At 39.5% G+C, this 19058-nt stretch carries 18 protein-coding genes, 1 pseudogene and 1 riboswitch; of the genes and pseudogenes, 7 read left to right on the top strand and 12 right to left on the bottom strand.

Features of this window, described 5'->3' with window-relative positions; translation table 11 throughout:
* Positions 1–22: 22 nt before the first annotated feature.
* Positions 23–703 (bottom strand): NUDIX hydrolase, encoded by a 681-nt coding sequence (locus ACO1D1_RS21355; RefSeq protein WP_149870374.1) that lies wholly within the window; start codon positions 701–703, stop codon positions 23–25.
* Between the two features lie 229 nt (positions 704–932).
* Here ACO1D1_RS21355 and ACO1D1_RS21350 point away from each other — a divergent pair, with 229 nt between their 5' ends.
* Together ACO1D1_RS21350 and ACO1D1_RS21345 are read left to right on the top strand one after the other, a co-directional pair.
* Positions 933–2321, top strand: coding sequence for a TldD/PmbA family protein (locus ACO1D1_RS21350; protein WP_423337032.1), 1389 nt, complete (start codon positions 933–935; stop codon positions 2319–2321).
* 3 nt (positions 2322–2324) lie between these two features.
* Positions 2325–3668: a TldD/PmbA family protein gene (locus tag ACO1D1_RS21345; RefSeq protein ID WP_423337031.1), complete on the top strand. Its 1344-nt coding sequence runs from the start codon at positions 2325–2327 to the stop codon at positions 3666–3668.
* Between the two features lie 75 nt (positions 3669–3743).
* Here ACO1D1_RS21345 and ACO1D1_RS21340 read toward each other — a convergent pair whose 3' ends face one another.
* The gene (locus tag ACO1D1_RS21340; RefSeq protein ID WP_423337030.1) at positions 3744–4856 is read right to left on the bottom strand and encodes an NAD(P)/FAD-dependent oxidoreductase; all 1113 of its coding nucleotides are present in this window, start codon (positions 4854–4856) and stop codon (positions 3744–3746) included.
* 234 nt (positions 4857–5090) lie between these two features.
* Positions 5091–5270: riboswitch (Lysine riboswitch) on the top strand.
* A 125-nt stretch (positions 5271–5395) separates the two neighbouring features.
* Between ACO1D1_RS21340 and dapA the strand changes: the two genes are divergently transcribed.
* Complete coding sequence (gene dapA / locus ACO1D1_RS21335) at positions 5396–6277, top strand: 4-hydroxy-tetrahydrodipicolinate synthase (RefSeq protein WP_423337036.1); 882 nt, start codon at positions 5396–5398, stop codon at positions 6275–6277.
* Between the two features lie 44 nt (positions 6278–6321).
* Here dapA and ACO1D1_RS21330 read toward each other — a convergent pair whose 3' ends face one another.
* The 4 genes and pseudogenes from ACO1D1_RS21330 to ACO1D1_RS21315 all read right to left on the bottom strand — a co-directional run bounded on the left by ACO1D1_RS21330 (position 6322) and on the right by ACO1D1_RS21315 (position 10731).
* Positions 6322–6891 carry a hypothetical protein gene (locus ACO1D1_RS21330; RefSeq protein ID WP_423337029.1) on the bottom strand — a complete coding sequence of 190 codons (570 nt, stop codon included), beginning with the start codon at positions 6889–6891 and terminating at the stop codon, positions 6322–6324.
* Between the two features lie 84 nt (positions 6892–6975).
* Positions 6976–7647: a YdeI/OmpD-associated family protein gene (locus ACO1D1_RS21325; protein ID WP_423337028.1), complete on the bottom strand. Its 672-nt coding sequence runs from the start codon at positions 7645–7647 to the stop codon at positions 6976–6978.
* Positions 7648–7795: 148 nt separating this feature from the next.
* Positions 7796–10400: pseudogene (adhE, locus tag ACO1D1_RS21320) on the bottom strand (bifunctional acetaldehyde-CoA/alcohol dehydrogenase).
* Between the two features lie 103 nt (positions 10401–10503).
* Positions 10504–10731, bottom strand: coding sequence for a hypothetical protein (locus ACO1D1_RS21315; protein WP_149870382.1), 228 nt, complete (start codon positions 10729–10731; stop codon positions 10504–10506).
* A gap of 343 nt (positions 10732–11074) precedes the next feature.
* Here ACO1D1_RS21315 and ACO1D1_RS21310 point away from each other — a divergent pair, with 343 nt between their 5' ends.
* Together ACO1D1_RS21310 and pabB are read left to right on the top strand one after the other, a co-directional pair.
* Positions 11075–11677 (top strand): anthranilate synthase component II, encoded by a 603-nt coding sequence (locus ACO1D1_RS21310; protein WP_423337027.1) that lies wholly within the window; start codon positions 11075–11077, stop codon positions 11675–11677.
* A complete protein-coding gene (pabB, locus tag ACO1D1_RS21305) occupies positions 11646–13415 on the top strand; it encodes an aminodeoxychorismate synthase component I (RefSeq protein WP_423337026.1) in 1770 nt (589 codons plus the stop codon). Before ACO1D1_RS21310 ends, pabB begins: the two co-directional genes overlap by 32 nt.
* Before the next feature lie 29 nt (positions 13416–13444).
* Here pabB and ACO1D1_RS21300 read toward each other — a convergent pair whose 3' ends face one another.
* Complete coding sequence (locus tag ACO1D1_RS21300) at positions 13445–13930, bottom strand: aminodeoxychorismate lyase (protein ID WP_423337025.1); 486 nt, start codon at positions 13928–13930, stop codon at positions 13445–13447.
* The gene (locus tag ACO1D1_RS21295) at positions 13920–14303 is read right to left on the bottom strand and encodes a hypothetical protein (RefSeq protein WP_149870385.1); all 384 of its coding nucleotides are present in this window, start codon (positions 14301–14303) and stop codon (positions 13920–13922) included. The genes ACO1D1_RS21300 and ACO1D1_RS21295 overlap by 11 nt, the downstream gene beginning before the upstream one ends.
* Before the next feature lie 272 nt (positions 14304–14575).
* Here ACO1D1_RS21295 and ACO1D1_RS21290 point away from each other — a divergent pair, with 272 nt between their 5' ends.
* Entirely contained in the window at positions 14576–14770 is a 195-nt protein-coding gene (locus tag ACO1D1_RS21290) for an alpha/beta-type small acid-soluble spore protein (protein ID WP_149870386.1), read from the top strand.
* Between the two features lie 57 nt (positions 14771–14827).
* Here the strand turns inward: ACO1D1_RS21290 and ACO1D1_RS21285 are convergent, their stop codons facing one another.
* The 4 genes from ACO1D1_RS21285 to ACO1D1_RS21270 form a co-directional block, all read right to left on the bottom strand.
* A complete protein-coding gene (locus ACO1D1_RS21285; RefSeq protein WP_190284643.1) occupies positions 14828–15001 on the bottom strand; it encodes a hypothetical protein in 174 nt (57 codons plus the stop codon).
* Positions 15002–15051: 50 nt separating this feature from the next.
* Positions 15052–16002 (bottom strand): carbohydrate kinase family protein, encoded by a 951-nt coding sequence (locus ACO1D1_RS21280; protein ID WP_423337024.1) that lies wholly within the window; start codon positions 16000–16002, stop codon positions 15052–15054.
* Positions 16003–16037: 35 nt separating this feature from the next.
* Positions 16038–16538, bottom strand: a complete 501-nt coding sequence (locus ACO1D1_RS21275) for a hypothetical protein (protein WP_423337023.1) — start codon at positions 16536–16538, stop codon at positions 16038–16040.
* A gap of 190 nt (positions 16539–16728) precedes the next feature.
* The gene (locus ACO1D1_RS21270; protein ID WP_423337022.1) at positions 16729–17631 is read right to left on the bottom strand and encodes a TIGR01777 family oxidoreductase; all 903 of its coding nucleotides are present in this window, start codon (positions 17629–17631) and stop codon (positions 16729–16731) included.
* A gap of 400 nt (positions 17632–18031) precedes the next feature.
* Between ACO1D1_RS21270 and ACO1D1_RS21265 the strand changes: the two genes are divergently transcribed.
* Positions 18032–19042: a 2-oxoacid:acceptor oxidoreductase family protein gene (locus ACO1D1_RS21265; RefSeq protein WP_423337021.1), complete on the top strand. Its 1011-nt coding sequence runs from the start codon at positions 18032–18034 to the stop codon at positions 19040–19042.
* The last annotated feature ends 16 nt before the right edge of the window (positions 19043–19058 follow it).

Genomic DNA, 19058 nt, shown 5'->3' with positions numbered 1-19058 from the left:
CGAATTTGAATCAAGTTTCCAATTACCCTTTCATTTCATCCAAATAATCGCTTAGGTTAAATGCGGGCATCTTTAATGGACCTCCATCTAGATGTTGAATAATTGTCTTTAATGTATGAATCGTTGGCGGTGCCATTAAAATTTCCCCATTTTGACAGGCATTTAATGCATCGGCTGGAGAAAGCCAAATGGTTTCGCTAATTTCCTTATTATCAGGTTTTGGGATTTGCCTTTCTGGCAGCCTAGTTAGAAAAAATCGTGTATCAAAGCGGATCGGGTTTCTCTTCGGAGTAATGATTTGACCGATATAGGAAAAGTCATCAAGCCGAAATTGAAGTCCTTCCTTTTGAAGCAGTTGTACAAAAGAGATTTCACCGTTTATTAGGAGATGACGGTATGCCACTTCTGTTTCCACATCAAACAGAACAGGAGATCCGTCTTCCCTCTTACAAACCAGCACCCCCACTTCTTCGAATAATTCTCTTGCAGCAGCTACATAGTGTGAAAGTTCAAATGTTTCATTGCGTTGTCCATATATTAAACCGTTACAGTCATGAATGTCGTCAGCCTGGTCAACCGCTCCTCCAGGAAAAACATAATATCCGCCAAAAAATTTCATTGTTTCGGGCCTTTTGGTCATATAGACCCTTGAGGATTGATCCAATAAAACAACAGTTGATGCAGGTCTAGGTATTGTAGTCATTGATTACCCACCTTTTTACATATTACCTTTTATATTCAATTTTTCACTTGGATTTACCTTCTCTTCCTAAAGCACTTTTCCCTTTCATTAAACAATTTGCATCTCCAATAAGGTAAAATTAACCATTAACAATAAAAATGTTGTATGATTAAAAGGTACCAATTTAGGAAGATTCTAACCGAAGTTTCAATTCTTTCTAGTCTTATAGAAAAGAATATAGGAGGTCTTTATGCTAAGCAAATCTATAATTGAAGACGTACTGACAGAGGCTTTATCAACAGGTGGAGATTTTTCGGAGATTTTCGTTGAAGATCGTTTTACAAATAATTTCACACTGCAAAGCGGGAAAATTGAAACCTGTCTATCCGGTCGTGATTTTGGAATAGGTATCCGTGTGTTTAGAGGGTTGCAAAGCGTCTATGCCTATACAACGGATCACAGCAAAGAAGGTCTGCTAAAAGCGGCCAAAAACGCTGCACAAGCAATAAGTGGAAATACGATCCATCAACTATCCCCATTTATACAAGAGTCATTTGAAACCATTCATCCCGTTCGGCTGCTGCCACAAGAAGTAGATAAAAACCGAAAGGCAGCCATCATGAAAAATGCTTATACCACTGCTAAGAACTATCATTCTAGTATCTCTCAAGTCACAGTCCGTTACATGGATGAGGAACAAAATGTACTAATTGCCAATTCCGAAGGAAAATTTATTGAAGATAAACGTGTTCGCTCAAGACTTGCCATTCAGGCAGTAGCCGTAAGAGATAATCAAATGGAAACGGGTTTTTATGGTCCGGGTGCCCATCAAGGCTTTGAGTTTTTTGAAAATTTAAATTTAGACCATTATGCGAATGAAGCAGCCCGTATTGCTGTGACAATGCTCGATGCCAGTCCATGTCCAAGCGGGAAATTCCCTGTGATTATCGACAATGAATTTGGCGGGGTTATTTTTCATGAAGCTTGTGGACACGGTTTAGAAGCTACTGCCGTTGCGAAAAACAACTCAGTGTTCGCGAATCGTATTGGTGAACGGGTTGCTCCTTCCATTGTTACATATATTGATGACGGGACAATTCAAAATGAGTGGGGTTCCATCCATATCGATGATGAAGGCGAAAAGGCGCGAAAAATTGTACTTATCGAAAATGGGATTCTTAAAGGCTATTTAATTGATAAATTTAATTCTCGCAGAATGGGTATGGAATCAACTGGATCCGGCAGAAGACAATCATTCCGTTTTGCCCCAACCTCAAGAATGACAAATACGTATATTGCTCCTGGAAAATCAACACCAGAAGAAATTATCACCAATACCGAACAAGGAATTTACACTAAATATATGGGCGGCGGCCAAGTTAATCCGGCTACAGGTGATTACAACTTTGCAGTCATGGAAGCGTACGAGGTGAAAAACGGCAAGCTCGGAAAACCTTTGAAGGGTGCTACATTAATCGGTAATGGTCCAAAAACATTACAGTTGGTTGATATGGTCGGCAATAATTTGGGTCATGGCGCCGGAATGTGCGGTTCATTGAGTGGAAGTATTCCAGTGAATGTGGGTCAGCCAATGATCCGTGTCAGCGAAATTACTGTCGGCGGGACGAAGGGGGAATAAGCCGTGAACATTCAAGAATTTCAAGCGAAATTATTTAATGAGGCACAAAACCGCGGATACACGGATGTAGAAATGTATTATGAAAGGAAAGAAGTCTTTGGCTGTCAAGTATACAATGGCGAAATTGATCAATATGAAATTGCTGAAGACGGCGGGGTTTCCTTCCGCGGTATCATTGATGGGAAAATGGGTTATGCCTATTCCGAAAAAGTTGAAGAGGCTTCCATCCCTTTCTTGCTGGAAAACGCAAAAGAAAATACACAGATCATGCATGATGAAGATATTGAAGAAATTTTTGCCGGAAGCAGTCAGTATGAACAAGGAAACTTCTTCTCAACATCCTTAAATGAAGTATCCATTCCCGAAAAAATAAAATTTATTAAAGATGTTGAACGTGAATTACTTGCAATAGATACTCGAATTGTGGCGACCGATTATTGCATGATACGGACAGAAACAGTTTCTCGGAATCTGTCCAATAGTAAAGGTTTGTCTTTAACCGACCAAATGAATTATATGTATGTAATTACGGAAGCCATCGTAAAAGACGGTGAGGAAACGAAAACTTCCTTTGAATTTAAAGTGACAAAAGACTTCTATCAGTTGGATGCCAAGGAAATGGCAAGAAAAGCCGCAGAGGAAGCACTTTCACAATTAGGGTCCAGAAATATTGCCAGCAAGGAATACCCCGTTCTATTACGAAATGATGCAGCTGCAAGTCTGTTAGCGACATTCTCGTCTAATTTTTCTGCTGAGAACACACAAGCAGGTATTTCATCCTTAAAGGATAAGCTAGGTAAGAAAATTGCCGGGCAAAAGATTACGATTCTCGATGACCCATTTCTAGAGGATGGTCTTGCCAGTAGAACCTTTGACAGTGAGGGCGTTGCGTCGAAGAAACTGACATTAGTAGAATCAGGAGTATTACAATCCTTGCTTCACAATCAAAAAACAGCGAAAAAGGAACAAACTGAGACTACCGGTCATGCACATAAGGATTCTTATAAAAGTGCAGTTAAGGTCGGTCCTTCTAATCTTTTCCTGAAGCCTTCCGCAGTATCGTTTGAAGATTTGCTCGGCAGAATGAATGAAGGGATATTCATAACTAGTCTATCGGGCTTGCATTCCGGGGCAAATACGGTTTCTGGTGACTTTTCCGTCGCTGCAAATGGATTCTATGTTGCTGATGGGAAGATTCAATATCCGGTAAATTTAATGACCATCGCCGGTAATTTCTATCAATTATTAAAGGATGTCGAAGAAATTGGTGAGGATCTAATCTTCCCGCTTACACCAGTTGGTTCTCCGTCGGTCTTAGTTAAATCATTATCGGTTACGGTCGAGTAATAGGGCTTTTAGGTGGGAGCGCCAATTTATCTTGGCGGCTCCTCTTTTTATTTTTTAAAATAATAAATACTGTCTTTAAAGAGCTCCCGATACGGCATAGGAACCAAAATCAATCTCTGTCTGTTTACCCATCACATGCTTAGCTATCTCTGCACCAAGATATGGTCCGCTAGTTAGCCCTGAGGCGCCAAGTCCATTGGCAACATAAATTCCTTCGAAATGTGGTAATGGCCCTGCCACTGGTAAAAAACCCGGGGTGAAAGGTCGAAACCCCACCCTTGTTTCAAGTAAAGTACCGTTCGATAGACCTGGTGCCACCTCTAAGGCTTGGTTTAAGATCTCATGAATACCACCGGCCGTTACTCGAATGTCAAATCCAGCTTCATTTTCATGTGTGGAACCCACGATTACCCGGCCATTTTCAAAGGTAAGGATGTACTGGTTATGGAGTGGCAGGACAACCGGCCATGAATTTGTATCCGTTTCAGGCAATTCCAGATGAACAATCTGTGCCTTTTGTGGTTTGACTAAGAATTCCACGCCCAGTGGCTGCAAAAGTTCTTTTGACCACGCCCCTGCCGTAACAATTACTTGATCCGCCAACAAAAGAGTTCCTTCGTGCCTAATCCCAATAACTCGATTTCCTTCATAAATAATCGCAGCATTCCCTCTCAGGATAGTCACTCCATTCTTTATTGAAGTATGGACCAGCGAATCCCGTAAAGCTCTGCCATTTACTCGTGCTCCACCACTTATATGAACGGAACCAAACACCTCTGAGACCGGTGGAAATAGACTTTTCGTTTCCGTAGGTGACAAAATGGATATTTCACCAATTTCCGGGGCATCCTCCCGGCGTTTTTCGGCGCGCTCCGCCATCTGCTCCAGCTTATTACTGTCTGTATGAAGACTAATGGCTCCAACCCTTTTGTACCCTGTATCATTTTCGCCCTCTGCTTCCAATTGAGCAATTAATTCAGGATAATAGCGCGCTCCCCCTTTTGCCGGGCTATACCAGGCTTTATTCCGTCGCTGCGAAAGCCAAGGACAAACAATCCCTGCAGCCGCATCTGTTGCCTGTCCACGGTCGTGGCGGTCAATTAAAGTAACTTTTACCCCTAAATTAGCAAGGTGATAAGCGGTGGAGGCACCGAGAATCCCTGCTCCTATCACAATTACCTTTTCCATATAACACCTTTTCATTTAGTTTTCTTAAGCTCATTTTAGTTGTCCAATCTGTACTTTACTAGTTCATTCACATTTTATGACGAATGATACCCCATATAATGATAACAAAAAATTGAAATATTATAAATTTGCTGTTCATTAAAGCGTTTCAATTGGACAAATCACTTGAATAATAATGAATTATCTGTTAGATTAGAAATCAATTAAATACTTTCTTACTTCAATACCTTTTGAAGTGAGGATAGAGGCGCAAAGACCATTAGTACACTTTTTGAGGATGATGAGATCCACTGAGAATGGTGGAAAGGGGAATTTGCCGAAGCTTCCAAGAACTCATTCATCTTGAAGCTGGTTCTGTTGTTGAATAAGCACAGAATTGTCATATAGGAAACTATATGGAGGGCTATCTCACGCATAGGAACTTTGTTTTATATTATGTTTCTACTGCAGCAGCGTACCCTCGTTGCTGCTTTTTTGCGTTGATAAAAAAGTGGCCTCTGCCCCTCTAATTTCTAAAAAAATGAAAAAGGGTGAGAATGATGAATTTTGGCCAAGTATTAACTGCAATGGTGACTCCATTTGATCAAAATGGTGAAATTGATTTTGACGCAACACGGAATTTAGTGAATCATTTACTTGCAAATGGAACCGATGGATTGGTTGTTGCTGGGACAACAGGTGAGTCCCCTACCTTAACAACCGAGGAAAAAGTCGCTTTATTTAAATTTGTGGTTGAAATTGTAAATGGAAGAGTTCCGGTCATTGCAGGTACGGGATCAAATGACACAAGGGCTTCAATTAGCCTTACAAAACTTGCGGAGGAGACTGGCGTTGACGGGATTATGCTTGTTGTTCCCTACTATAACAAGCCATCCCAAGAAGGGTTATTCCAACACTTTAAAGCCATCGCCGAATCAACTTCTTTGCCGGTAATGCTTTATAATATCCCGGGCCGAACTGGCATCAACATGGATGTGGACACTATTGTCCGGCTTTCAAACATTAACAATATTGTCTCCATCAAAGAAGCAAGCGGCAATCTAGATGCGATCGCAGAAATTATAAGTCAAACTTCTGAAGATTTTACGCTTTACAGTGGCGATGATGGACTAACATTGCCCATTTTAGCGATTGGCGGTACAGGAATTATATCTGTTGCTTCCCATGTCATTGGTAATGAAATGCAGGAAATGGTGACTAATTTTAAAAATGGGCATTTGAAGGAGGCAGCATCAGCACATCGGCATCTTCTCCCGCTCATGAAAGCCCTATTTGCTGCACCAAACCCAACACCGGTTAAAGCGGCCTTGAATCTAACTGGAGTCAATGTTGGCGGTGTCCGCCTGCCGTTAATTCCGTTAACGAATGACGAAGAGTCAGCACTAAAAGGGATTTTACCGGTTAACATGCTCGATAAATAATAAACGTAACAAGGCTGCCAATTCCCCCAAAGGGCTAGGCAGCCTTATTTTTTCACAATCGTAGATTTCATCAATAACCTTGCTGCCTTCTTGCCTAGGACCATCCAAATCCAACTATAAACTAATGAAAACAGAAAGATTAATAGGACTACCTTACTATTAAAGGTATGAGAAACGGTTGGGCCTAAGACAGGAAAACGAAAAACATATAATAAAGCCATGATCCCTGCTGTTAGTGAACTGCCACCAAACACGGTGATTGACAGCCAATTCTTCCAAAACTTAAATGCTGTCCCTAAGCTAATCCCTAATAATCCAGTTGTAAAAGGAAATACAAACAGCTCGCTAGGCAGGAAAATCATTAATAATAATATAGTATTAAAATATGACATAATTCCAATCCTTAAAGAAATCAAACATGAAAGGACAATTGGCAAGGTGGTTAAAATACTTAATGCATAACCAATGCCAGCAAAAACACCAGCTGACTGAAAGATTGCTGCCAGAGCAGTGAAGACAGCACCCAAAACGATTTTGTTTGTTCGTGAATAAGAGACTTTCAAGGGAAATTGGGTATTTTGCTGCTGTCCCCTTCTGCCCTCGTGCTCATTCATCGCAAACACCCCCTGTTTAAGTTAATGTCTTTGTATCTTAAATTATGAGACATAATTTTAAACAGGTAATATGTCAGCGGACTTTTAATTTCCGCTTCGATATAACTCGCGGCTCTTGTAACCTTTTCCGAGAATCATTTTCATTTCCTCGCGTCGTTTTGCTTTTGTTACCTCTTGTTTTGCACTGTATACATATCGAGCCCAATCTTTACGGTACCCAGGGGTAAGTGATTGATAGAAGGCAAGTAAGTCCGGTGTATCCTGTAAATCCTTTTCTACCACTGGAATATAGGAAATATAATCATCCACACATTGACTCGCTTTCGGAGATGTTTGATTTTTGGATTTTGAATCTTCTTTCAGACCAACCACCGTAAAAACCTCATCTAACCCGACCATACGAGAAAATTTGATCGTGCTTGTCCCAATATAGCCATCTTGATCTGCACCTATCCCGCTTAACAAATCATCACGATGAATGAAGGTTGGATAGATTTTATTTCCCTTTTTTGGATAAGCCACATACATATAGCCGTTTTTATTTAGATAATTTTTATCAATGACCTTTTTTACAAGTTCCTGTAAAGATGCCATATCTAATACAAAGGCAAAAATAAGATCATATGAATGTTCGCGCAGTTCATTATCATAACCAGTGAGTTCTGCCAAATAATCAGCACCATAGGGTAAATGTAGTACGGCTATTTTTTTATATTTCTGTAGATTTAGTTTTTCTACTATTGTTTTTCCCATCATTCCACCTGCTTGGATATTTTCGAATTGTAAAAATACAATAATTAGTATACATCGTTAGTTATGCCATTGCTATTTTTTTATTTAAAAATGGGCTAGACCCCCGGCGTTTAAAACATTGCTGCACCAGTGGTCTGAACCCAAAAATGGTTTACATTCCTTTATACGCTAATCGGTAAATCTCCGCTAATTCTGTAACTAACGGAAGCTTTGGATTGGCAGTTGTACATTGATCTTCAAACGCACGATCTGCTAAGAAATCAACTTTGCTTTCGAAGTCGGCTTGATCGATATTGTTTGCCTCTAAACTCATTGGGACTTCTAGTTCTTTGGCTAATTGAATGATAGCCTGAACGAGACTCTCAACACCTTCCTCAGTTGTGTTTGCAGGGAAACCTAAAGTTCTAGCAATTTCTGCATAACGTTTATCTGCTTTGAAGTGGTTATACTTTGGAAATGCGGTAAATTTCTTCGGTTTTGTGGCATTGTAGCGAATAACATGCGGCAAAAGTACCGCATTCGCACGTCCATGCGCAATATGGAATTCAGCTCCTAGTTTATGAGCTAGACTATGGTTTATTCCTAAAAAGGCATTTGCAAATGCCATACCCGCAATTGTTGAAGCATTATGAACCTTTTCACGTGCTTCTTCATCACTGCCATTTTTGTAGGCTCTTGGCAGGTATTCAAAGACCAATTGGATTGCTTTCATCGCCAGGCCATCTGTAAAGTCATTGGCCATACAGGATACATACGCTTCTATCGCATGTGTTAATACATCCAAACCTGTATCGGCTGTAATGTGTTTTGGTACCGTCATGACGAACTGGGGATCAATAATCGCCACATCTGGTGTCAATTCATAATCAGCGAGCGGGTATTTCGTATTTGATTCCTTATCGGTAATCACGGAGAATGAGGTTACTTCTGATCCTGTACCGGAAGTCGTAGGAATGGCAACGAATTGCGCCCTTTCTCCAAGACGTGGATATTTTACGATTCGTTTGCGAATATCCAGGAATTTTTGTTTTAAGCCAAAGAATTCGGTATCAGGAAATTCATAAAACAACCACATTCCTTTAGCAGCATCCATTGCTGAACCACCGCCAAGAGCAATTATGACATCCGGCTGGAATTTCGCCATCCTTTCTGCGCCTTTCATCACTGTTTCAATGGATGGATCTGGTTCCACCTCAGAAAAAATCTCACAGTGGACATAATCTGGCCGCTTCCGTAAATAGTAAAGCACCTTATCAACATAGCCCAGTTTCACCATGCCGGGGTCAGTGACAATAAATGCTTTTGAGATTTTCGGCATCTTTGCTAGATACTGAGTAGAGTTTTTCTCAAAGTATATTTTGGACGGCACTTTAAACCACTGCATATTGACATTCCTTTTCGCTACTTTTTTTATATTGATTAAATGTATCGCCCCAACGTTAGTGGACACTGAATTTCCGCCATATGAACCGCAGCCAAGAGTCAAGGAAGGAATATATCCATTATAAATATCACCAATTGCCCCTTGGGAGGATGGAGCGTTTACGATAATCCTCCCTGCTTTCATCCTTAATCCATACTCTTTGATGACCGTTTGATCATTGGTATGAATCACAGCGGAATGCCCTAGACCGCCAAACTCCAGCATCTCTTCTGCCCTTCTATAGCCTTCATCATGACTGCTGACCTTGTAGCAGGCTAAGACAGGACTTAATTTTTCTCTTGATAGTGGAAATTTGGGACCGACCCCTTTTATTTCCGCGACGAGAATTTTCGTGTGTTCTGGAACCTTCACACCTGCTAGGGCGGCAATTTTGGACGCAGCCATCCCAACAATGTTTGGATTTACCGCACAGGATTGTTCATTGATGACTAATTTTTCAACCTTTTCTTTTTCTTCCCTTATTTAAGAAATAGCAATTGTTCGCAATCATTTCCTCTTTCACTTCAGAGTAAATTTCTTTATCGATAATAACTGCTTGTTCAGAAGCACAAATCATTCCGTTATCAAACGTTTTGGATAATATTAAGTCATTGACCGCCTGATGAAGATGAGCCGTTTTTTCAATATAGCAAGGGACATTTCCAGGTCCAACCCCAAGGGCTGGTTTTCCTGAACTGTATGCGGATTTGACCATGCCAGCCCCGCCGGTTGCCAGAATCATCGATATTTTATTGTGGTTCATCAACGCTTGTGTAGCCTCAAGGGATGGGATTTCAATCCATTGAATGCAATTTTCCGGTGCTCCCGCTTTGATTGCAGCATCTCTCAGGATACGAGCTGCTTCACTACTGCATTTTTGTGCAGATGGATGAAAGGCAAAAATAATAGGGTTCCTCGTCTTGATCGAAATAAGTGATTTAAACATCGTAGTTGAGGTTGGGTTTGTGACAGGTGTAACCCCTGCAACCACACCTACAGGTTCAGCGATTTCAATCATACCCTCATGCTCGTTTTCATTGATGATTCCAACGGTTTTATCGTATTTGATATTATGGTAGACATATTCAGTTGCAAACATATTTTTAATGATTTTATCTTCATATACCCCTCTTCCGGTTTCTTCAACAGCCAATTTTGCAAGGGGCATATGCTGATCAAGACCCGCCAAGGCCATTTGCTTGACAATTTGGTTAATCATTTTTTGATCAAAGCTGCGAAATTCCTCTAATGCTTTTAGACCGTTTTCCACCAAAGCATCAATCATGTTGGTCACCGATTGTTTTTCTTTTAGCGATTTTTCTACCACTGCCATGTTTGTTCCCTCCAATTGTTTAAAAGTACATATTTTGATCATTCACAAATCTCCAATTGTGAAATATTTCACATGTGTAATCAAAAAAATATCAGCAGCTTTTTTACTCGCAAACAGGATTTCTTGGAATTTTTTCAAATAAAATGTCAGTTAGGACTTTTGAATATTTTTTGACGATGATAACGTAATTTACCGTCCAAATAAAAGCAGGAATTTCTTCGTTTTCTTTAAATAACATGGCTTCGAATTCATCACCCACTGTTTCTTCAAATAATTCTTGAGTATAGGTTTCAGAATCGGTTGAGAAGGTTTTCCATTCACAAATCATCATCTATCATCACTCCTTGTTCTTTATGTATTTATCATAACATGAATTTTATATAATACATTGTGAAATATTGAACAAACTTTGAAAACTTAGTAATTATTGATAAATATAGGACAATCGTCATATCAACAATAACAAGTACGTAAAATCAAGAAAGCGATTTCATCTTTATTATTTTTCTACTATAATAAATATTCATGAGGTACGATAAATTAAAATAAAAAGTCCCTATTAATATTTACATCTGACTATTTTCACTTTAACATGAAAAGGGTTGATACCAATCTTCAAATGGAGATTGTGCTTAGCGTAAAAAAACAATATAGAAATGGAGCCAGAGTAACCAGTGATTTTAGTAATTGACAACTATGACTCATTTACGTTCAATTTAGTCCAATATATCCAAACAATTGGCGAAGATGTTGTTGTGATCCGGAATGATCAATTGTCGCTAAAAATGATAGAAGAAATGAAGCCTGATTATCTTCTACTTTCTCCAGGGCCAGGTAATCCCGATTCAGCCGGTCTATGTTTAGATATTGTGAAAAGATTTTATCGAGAAATCCCCATATTAGGGGTTTGTTTAGGGCATCAAATTATTGCGCAAGCGTTTGGTGGAATCATTATTAAAGCTTTAAAACCGATGCATGGAAAAATCTCATCTCTTACACATGATCAAAATGGGATTTTTCGTGATTTACCATCTCCATTCCAGGTAACAAGATATCATTCATTAATCATCGATGAGTCCACCCTTCCAACTTGTCTAGAAATCAGTGCAAGAAGTGAGGATGGAGAAATAATGGCAATCCGTCATAATCAATATAAAGTGGAAGGCGTTCAATTCCACCCCGAGTCTATCTTGACGAAAAACGGCTTACAGATGTTAGAGAATTTTTTTAAAAAGGAATGTAAAAATGAATATACAAAAGCCTCTCTTATCTTTTGAATTTGCAGATTCAAACGGTATAATAAAACCGCTGACTTTTCAAAATCCATTTAAGGTGATTACAGCGTATACAATCGATGAGGTATTGCCAAGCCTTAAACTAGTTGAGGATGCTGTTGAGAACGGTTATTATGCTGCAGGGTTTCTTTCCTATGAGAGTGCAGCTGCCTTCGATACTGCTTATAGCGTTAGAAGCGGAGGTAAAATGCCTCTCTTATGGTTTGGCATTTTTCAAAATCCATTGCCGCAATCGCTTAGCAGCAACGCCACCTACAGTCTCACGGAATGGATACCATCAATTAGTATGGCGGAATACGATCAAGCGATTCTATCTATAAAGGAATCGATAGAACGTGGTGATACTTATCAGACAAACTATACGATACGTCTTAAATCTCATTTCCAAGGGGACGATATCGCTTTTTTTGAAAATCTTAAAAGGGCACAATCTTCCAATTACAGTGCATACATCAACACCGGTGAACATAGTATTTTATCCGCCTCACCTGAATTGTTTTTTCACTTAAAAGATGACAAAATTACCACCCGGCCGATGAAAGGTACAACGAAAAGAGGAAAATCGGCAGCTGAGGATCAAGCAAACGCCAATTGGCTTTTTCATTCAGAAAAAAATCGTGCTGAAAATGTGATGATTGTCGACTTGCTGCGAAACGACTTAGGCATAATCGCCGAACCAGGAACAGTGTCTGTAACAAAGTTATTTGAAATTGAACAATACCCTACCGTTCATCAAATGACTTCAACGATCAATGCACGTGTGTCAAGCAATACCCTACTCGTTGAAATCTTTAAAGCTCTTTTTCCATGCGGATCCATTACAGGTGCGCCAAAAATTAGCACGATGAACATTATTGCAGACTTAGAGCAGGAGCCGCGTGAGGTATATTGCGGGGCGATTGGATTTATCACACCGGAAAAGGAGGCTATCTTTAATGTGCCGATTAGAACCGTAATGATTGAACACCAATCTGGCCAAGCTACCTATGGTGTTGGCGGAGGAATCACTTGGGATTCCACTACTGAGGGGGAATATCAAGAAATCCTGGCCAAAGCAAGTTTACTTAAAGAGAACAGACCTGAATTTGAATTGTTGGAAAGTTTGTTATTAAATAATGGAACCTATTTCTTATTAGTAGAACATCTCAATCGTTTGAAAAATTCAGCCAACTACTTCGGATTTCAGTGCAATCTAGCGGATGTAAAAAGGGCATTGGATAAATTTTCAATGAAAAATCGCAATGGTGAGCTAAAGGTACGACTCCTTATGTCTAAAAATGGGGACATCGCCATCGAAGGAAATATAATTACACATCCAGGGGCAGATTTGAAGGTGCTGCTTGCTGATATACCCGTAGATAAGAACAATATCTTCCTCTACCATAAAACGACGAACAGGGATATTTATTCACAATTTCAGGTACGGAAACCCGCCGATATGTTCGATGTGCTCCTTTGGAACAATGAGGGGGAGTTGACTGAATTTACAAATGGGAACGTTGTCTTGGAAATAGATGGGTTATTATGGACACCCCCATTAAAAAGCGGCTTACTAGCAGGAACTTTTCGTGAGCAGTTGCTAAATAATGGTGAAATTGGCGAAAAAACAATAACCATTACTGACCTGCAAAAAAGTACGAGAATCTGGTTTATCAATAATGTACGAAAATGGCTCGAGGTTCAATTAATAAATGATAAAAGGAAAGCGAACAGTTTGTAAACTGTTCGCTTCTTATTTGGTAACGGAGGTTATTTATATATCGCCGCAACCACTTGATCGTAAGTCATTTCACTGTCCACGACATATACCCCTGGACGCAAACGATTTTCTATCCCCTTTTGCTCGATATCCTGAGAAAAAGCAAATGCATCCTGCACCAAGTTTCCTTGTACTAGTGCCTTGCCGACGTCAATGCTCGTCATACCTTCTGATACATTCACAATCACTTTTGTGACTGTTTTGGCAGGTTCGTTATTTTCAGAAGGGTTTTTCTTTTCTACTGCTGCCTTGGCATCCTTCAAATTCTTGTCATATTCAGTTTTGGATTGAACGACATATCCTTTCGTTTCAAGCTCTTTTTTCATTTCATTTTCTGATATTTTTACCGTTGTGCTTGATTTGGCTGTGGTGGCAGGTGCCTTTCCGTCACTCTTGTCAACAAAGTAAATAGCACCGCAAATCAATGTGCTAATCAATATTCCGCCTGCAAAGCTGCTCAGTAAATTAATTCTCATTGGCAGCGGCACTCCCTTCATCACTTACCTGCTGCTGATAAGGAGCAATAATCTGTTCGATTTCATTTTCAGTAATCTGTTTCATTTCTGCAATGCTTGCAACAGAGTAATTTCTTCTAAATAAATCTAATACCTCACGCTTTAATTGTTTTTCCTCAGTAGAAAGTGAAATCCCTGCCTCATTCGTAACCACTTCCAGATCAAGCTCAAGATTTCGAATGGAATCTTGAAGGGCATTAATTTCTTTCATTGTGGATATATGAATCAGATCAATTTGTTCATGTTCTGCCTTAGCTGACCGATTAGATTTTACTAGTGATATAATTAGTAAGATAGCGGATAGTAAAAATAATCCGGCTAATGTCCATTCCATCAAAGTAATTCCTCCTTTAATTTATGCAAGTCCTTATTATACATCCAAAATTGTATTTTGGCGCTTTTAAACCCAAAAATACGACAAAAGTCGCAGGACCCTTACAAATATTGTGGATAAAGGAAGTCTATTCTTTCCTGCTTGTTTGCTTGAAATTGCGGGTTTTCCAAGTCTTGTAACGGTCTTATCTGAATTTGAATTCATTATTAGGATAAAATATAGTCGAGCAATATTCTAAATTGCTCAAAAAACTTCGTCGGGAGTGATGTATCATGGCTAGAAACAAACTATTGGTTCCTGGTGCAGGCAATGTTTTGGATCAGATGAAAGAAGAAATCGCCAACGAGTTTGGAGTGGAGCTGGGTGCTGATACGACCGCACGAGCAAACGGTTCAGTCGGCGGTGAAATGACCAAACGCCTAATCGCCTATGCTGAACAATCGTTACGAAATCAACAGGAGCACTAACTTGTCGATTTCAGAAAAAGGGGTGTTCCGATTTGGAACACCCCCTTCCTTCCTGAATTAATTCGCAAACAAAATCTTGATTTCACTTTCTGCCTCGACCATTCTGCCAAAACGATAACCTTCAATTAGTACATGTCGCTCATGGTCACTTAAGCGGCGTCCCCATTTAGCCTCTAAATAGAAAATGGCTTCGTTATAGAAAATTTCCGGGTAATCAAAAGGGGTTTTCATTCGCGCAACTCCATCCTCTGCTAAAGTCTTCCTTTACAGTCTTGACAAGATTATCTTGTTTTAAAAAGGAATTGCTTTTTCCAAACGGTTAAATCAAAATTAGCGGACAATGATCCGATTTCCGTTGTCGCAGCAGCACCAACATGATTTGAAAACTGAAGATAATTTGTTAATTGGGATTGAGTGGCTGGCTTTCCTTGTTCGTGAAAACAATATAAAAGTGCTGACATAAAGGCATCACCTGCTCCGGTTGTATCGATGGCATTGACCGTCGGGGCAGAAACAAAAATATTGTTTCCATTGATTACAGCACAAGCCCCTTTCCTTCCCATCGTTATGAAGAGAAAAGGAATTTGATAGGTTGATAATTTTTCTATACCTTCTTCTAATGAGTCTGTTTCTGTTAAAAAATTCAACTCATCTTCCGCAAGCTTAACGATATCTGCCTGTTTGAGAAATGCTGCAATTGTTTTACGGCAATGTTCCTCGCTCTCCCACCTCTTAGGACGAATGTTTGCATCAAAGGCAATCATATTTTGGGATTCTTTCGCATATTTGATTGCAGCTTCTGTTGTCTGTTTTGCTTTATTCAGAAAAAGTGTTCCAGAACCAAAATAAAAGATTTTAGCTTGTTCAAAAACCTCTCTCGTTAATTCATCTGCCGATAGAACTTCATCCGGTGTCGGGTTCGAATAAGAATGGAAATATCGTTCTCCGTTTTCATTTATATGAACATATACACCACAGATTTTTTTCTTCGGAGAGTGGATAGAAAAGTCAGTATCAATCCGGTCTTTTCTTAATTCATTTTCTACAAATTCACTGATCTCATCCGTACCAAATTTACACAAATAATAGGTTGGAATCCCAAGTCTCCGTGAACCCACTGCTACATTTACGGTAGCGCCTCCTAGCAGCTGCTGATATTCATTATTCGTTCTATCTATTGAAATATAGTCTACAAATGCTTCTCCTAATGAGATTATTCCCTGCTTACCCAAGATAGTCCCCCTTTAAAAATGTAAATCTAATTGGATTAGCTATTATTTTTTTTCCAATTATCATATATGAATTCTTGGAACATTTCATTTAATTGTCGTTTTTTTTGACTCTTTAACCATTCAACCTGGTCGATTGGCAGTTTTAATTTTAAACTGACCTCTTCAATTGGCATTTCCACTTTTCTTATTTCTTCTAATGTAATGCCTTCTTCTATGTTCGGAAACCAAGCATCATTTTCGGTTACATTATGTAATCCATCAAACTCTTGAATGTCAGCGAGCTCACAAAATAAATTAAGCTGCGGCAAACCGCCTGAAAGGATTTTTACATGCATAATCGAATGAATATTACGGCCATCCTCCAATTCAATCTCAATAATAAGGGTTTCCTCTTTTTTATACTTTTTTACAGTAACTTCACTTACTATGATATCCAATTCCAACGTAAATCCCGTGCTTGATTCAAAAAGATAGATAGCACTGTTAAAAATATAGATACATTCACCATCTATTTTTACTGTTTTTACTCCAACCATAAACCCTTCCCCCATACAGTTGTTTCTTCCCTATGTGCTTAACACCCTATTCTACCTCTTTTTGATGTTACATGTCACGATTGGGAAACCTAGCTTTCTTAAAATCTTGTAAGGCTTCGATCGCTGTACAAATGATAATGGTAGCAATGAATACTCTTGATAATCCAAGTTACGGAGACGCCAATCCGGACTAATTTGTAAGCAAATCCTCCAAAGCAGATTGGAGTGAAGGAAACTTGAATTCAAAGCCTTCATTTATTAAGATTTTTGGGATAACATACTGTCCTTCTAGAACAAGTGAACTCTTTTGTCCAAGTGCCATTTTCATGGCAAATGATGGGACAGGAAGCCAATGTGGACGATGTAATACAGTACCAATTGTTTTTCCAAACTCCTTCATCTTGGTTGGGGATGGAGAAGTGACATTTACAGGACCTCTCAGATGATCATTTTCAATAGCAAATGAAATGGCTCGAACTACATCCTCCACATGGACCCAGGACACCCACTGTTCACCCGAGCCAACTGTACCTCCGGCGTACAATTTATAGGGCAGTGCCATGAGCGGAAGTGCTCCGCCTTCCTTACCGAGTACCACACCGAACCGCATGAAAACGGTTCGAATGTTTTGTGACTCTACTACTTTTGCTTTGTTCTCCCAGTCCGTTACTGTCTGTCCAAGAAAATCATTTGCCCTTTTTAGGGACTCTTCTGTATATACTGCATTTTCTGAAGAGGGATAAATGCCAATTGCACTCGCATTGACTAGTAAGGAAGGTTTTTCATTCAAGGAAGCAATTATTCTAATTAACTCATCAGTTGCTTGCATCCGACTATCATATATTTGTTTTTGATGGTTTGCATTCCATCTGCCGTCGTTGATGGAAACTCCCGCTAAGTTTATAAATACATCCGCATTTTTTATTTCATTTTCGGGAGCAGTGCTTTCTTCCAGCCACTTTACATACGATACATCCCTCGAAGTCTGCTGATTCTTCCTAGTTAAGATAACGATAGTATGTCCCTCTTTAAGTAGGAGGTCGGTCAATTTTTTCCCAATAAATCCAGAACCACCAGCAATAACAATTTTCATGCTTCCTTCTGCCTCCCTATTTCCACCCGCGGGCAATCCGAGGTTTGCAACCGCCATTTTATACTAATTTTACCATAAAGAAGTTCTACGGGACCGTAATTAGTGATTTGTCTCCTGTTTGGTCTTGTTGCATGTATTACTGGTTAACATAATTAATTTATCGTAAAACAATCAATACTGTTATACAACATTTAAAATCTGTACTATATCAAAACTCTTTTTGTAATAAACCAATATATGATATCAATCCAAAAACCGCTTAATAACAAGGGTTTTGAAGTGAAATTTTTTTTACTTAATAATCTGTTGTATTTCATTTTCAGTCCTGTTACAATGAAAATGAAATAATTTATAGAAAATTTATAATATTAAAAACAATTAATAGTTAGGAGGAATACGATTGTCAAAACTGCCAAAAATGAATGACTTAGGTTTTTTTGAGATTCGCCTGGAATCTATTGGCGGGTTAGGAGCGAATTTAGCCGGAAAAATGCTTTCCGAGGATGGAGTAGTTGGAAATGGACTAAACGGTGTCGGCTTTTCATCCTATGGATCAGAAAAGAAAGGCTCTCCCGTTAAAGCGCATATTCGCTTTTGCGACCCGGAAACAAACATCAGAGACACTACACCCATTGAACGCCCTCACGTTGTCGGCATTTTCCATGATGCCCTATTTAAAACCATTGATTGCACAAGCGGAATTTATCCCGACAGTACCATCTTAGTGAATTCACAAAAATCCCCTGACGAACTGAAGAAACTTATGAAAATTCCCGGTGGAACAATAGCCATCATTGATGCAACTGGAATTGCCTTGGAAGAACAAACAAAAGCCAATACCGCCATGTTGGGAGCGCTTTATCGGATTTTGGACTTCTTAGACCCTGAGTCGATGAAACAAACGATTCGCCGTACCTTTGAGAAAAAGTATCCGTATTTTGTGGAGCCCAATATCCGTACGTTTGAGCGCGGGTACAATGAAGTGGAATTCAAAATATTCTCGGTCGATGAGGCGTTCGAACCTAAACCATTTACACGTGCAGAACCGCTTCTTGGCTATCAAACGCAAGCGATTGGCGGCACAATCACAAATCCTGGAAACAGCATTTTAAAGGATTTAAGCATTTCTCGTGCAGGGATGCTGCCGCATTTCCATGAAGATAAATGTATTAATTGTGCGGCCTGCGATACCGCCTGTCCAGACTTTTGCTTTGTATGGGAAGAAAAAGCAGACAAACGAGGCCGGCCACAAATGTTCCTTAAAGGAATTGACTATCAATATTGTAAAGGCTGTTTGAAATGCGTTACCGCTTGTCCTGTCGAGGCATTATCAGGAGAAAGAGAATACAATGACGGCTACGCAGACAGTAATCGTGTACCGCACCTATTTGATTTAGCAACACAAAATTAAGGAAAGGACTGATCTT

This window comes from Neobacillus sp. 19 (genome assembly GCF_049463095.1).
Taxonomy (GTDB): Bacteria; Bacillota; Bacilli; order Bacillales; family Cytobacillaceae; genus Neobacillus.
This window is presented reverse-complemented; position numbering and strand designations above follow the sequence as displayed.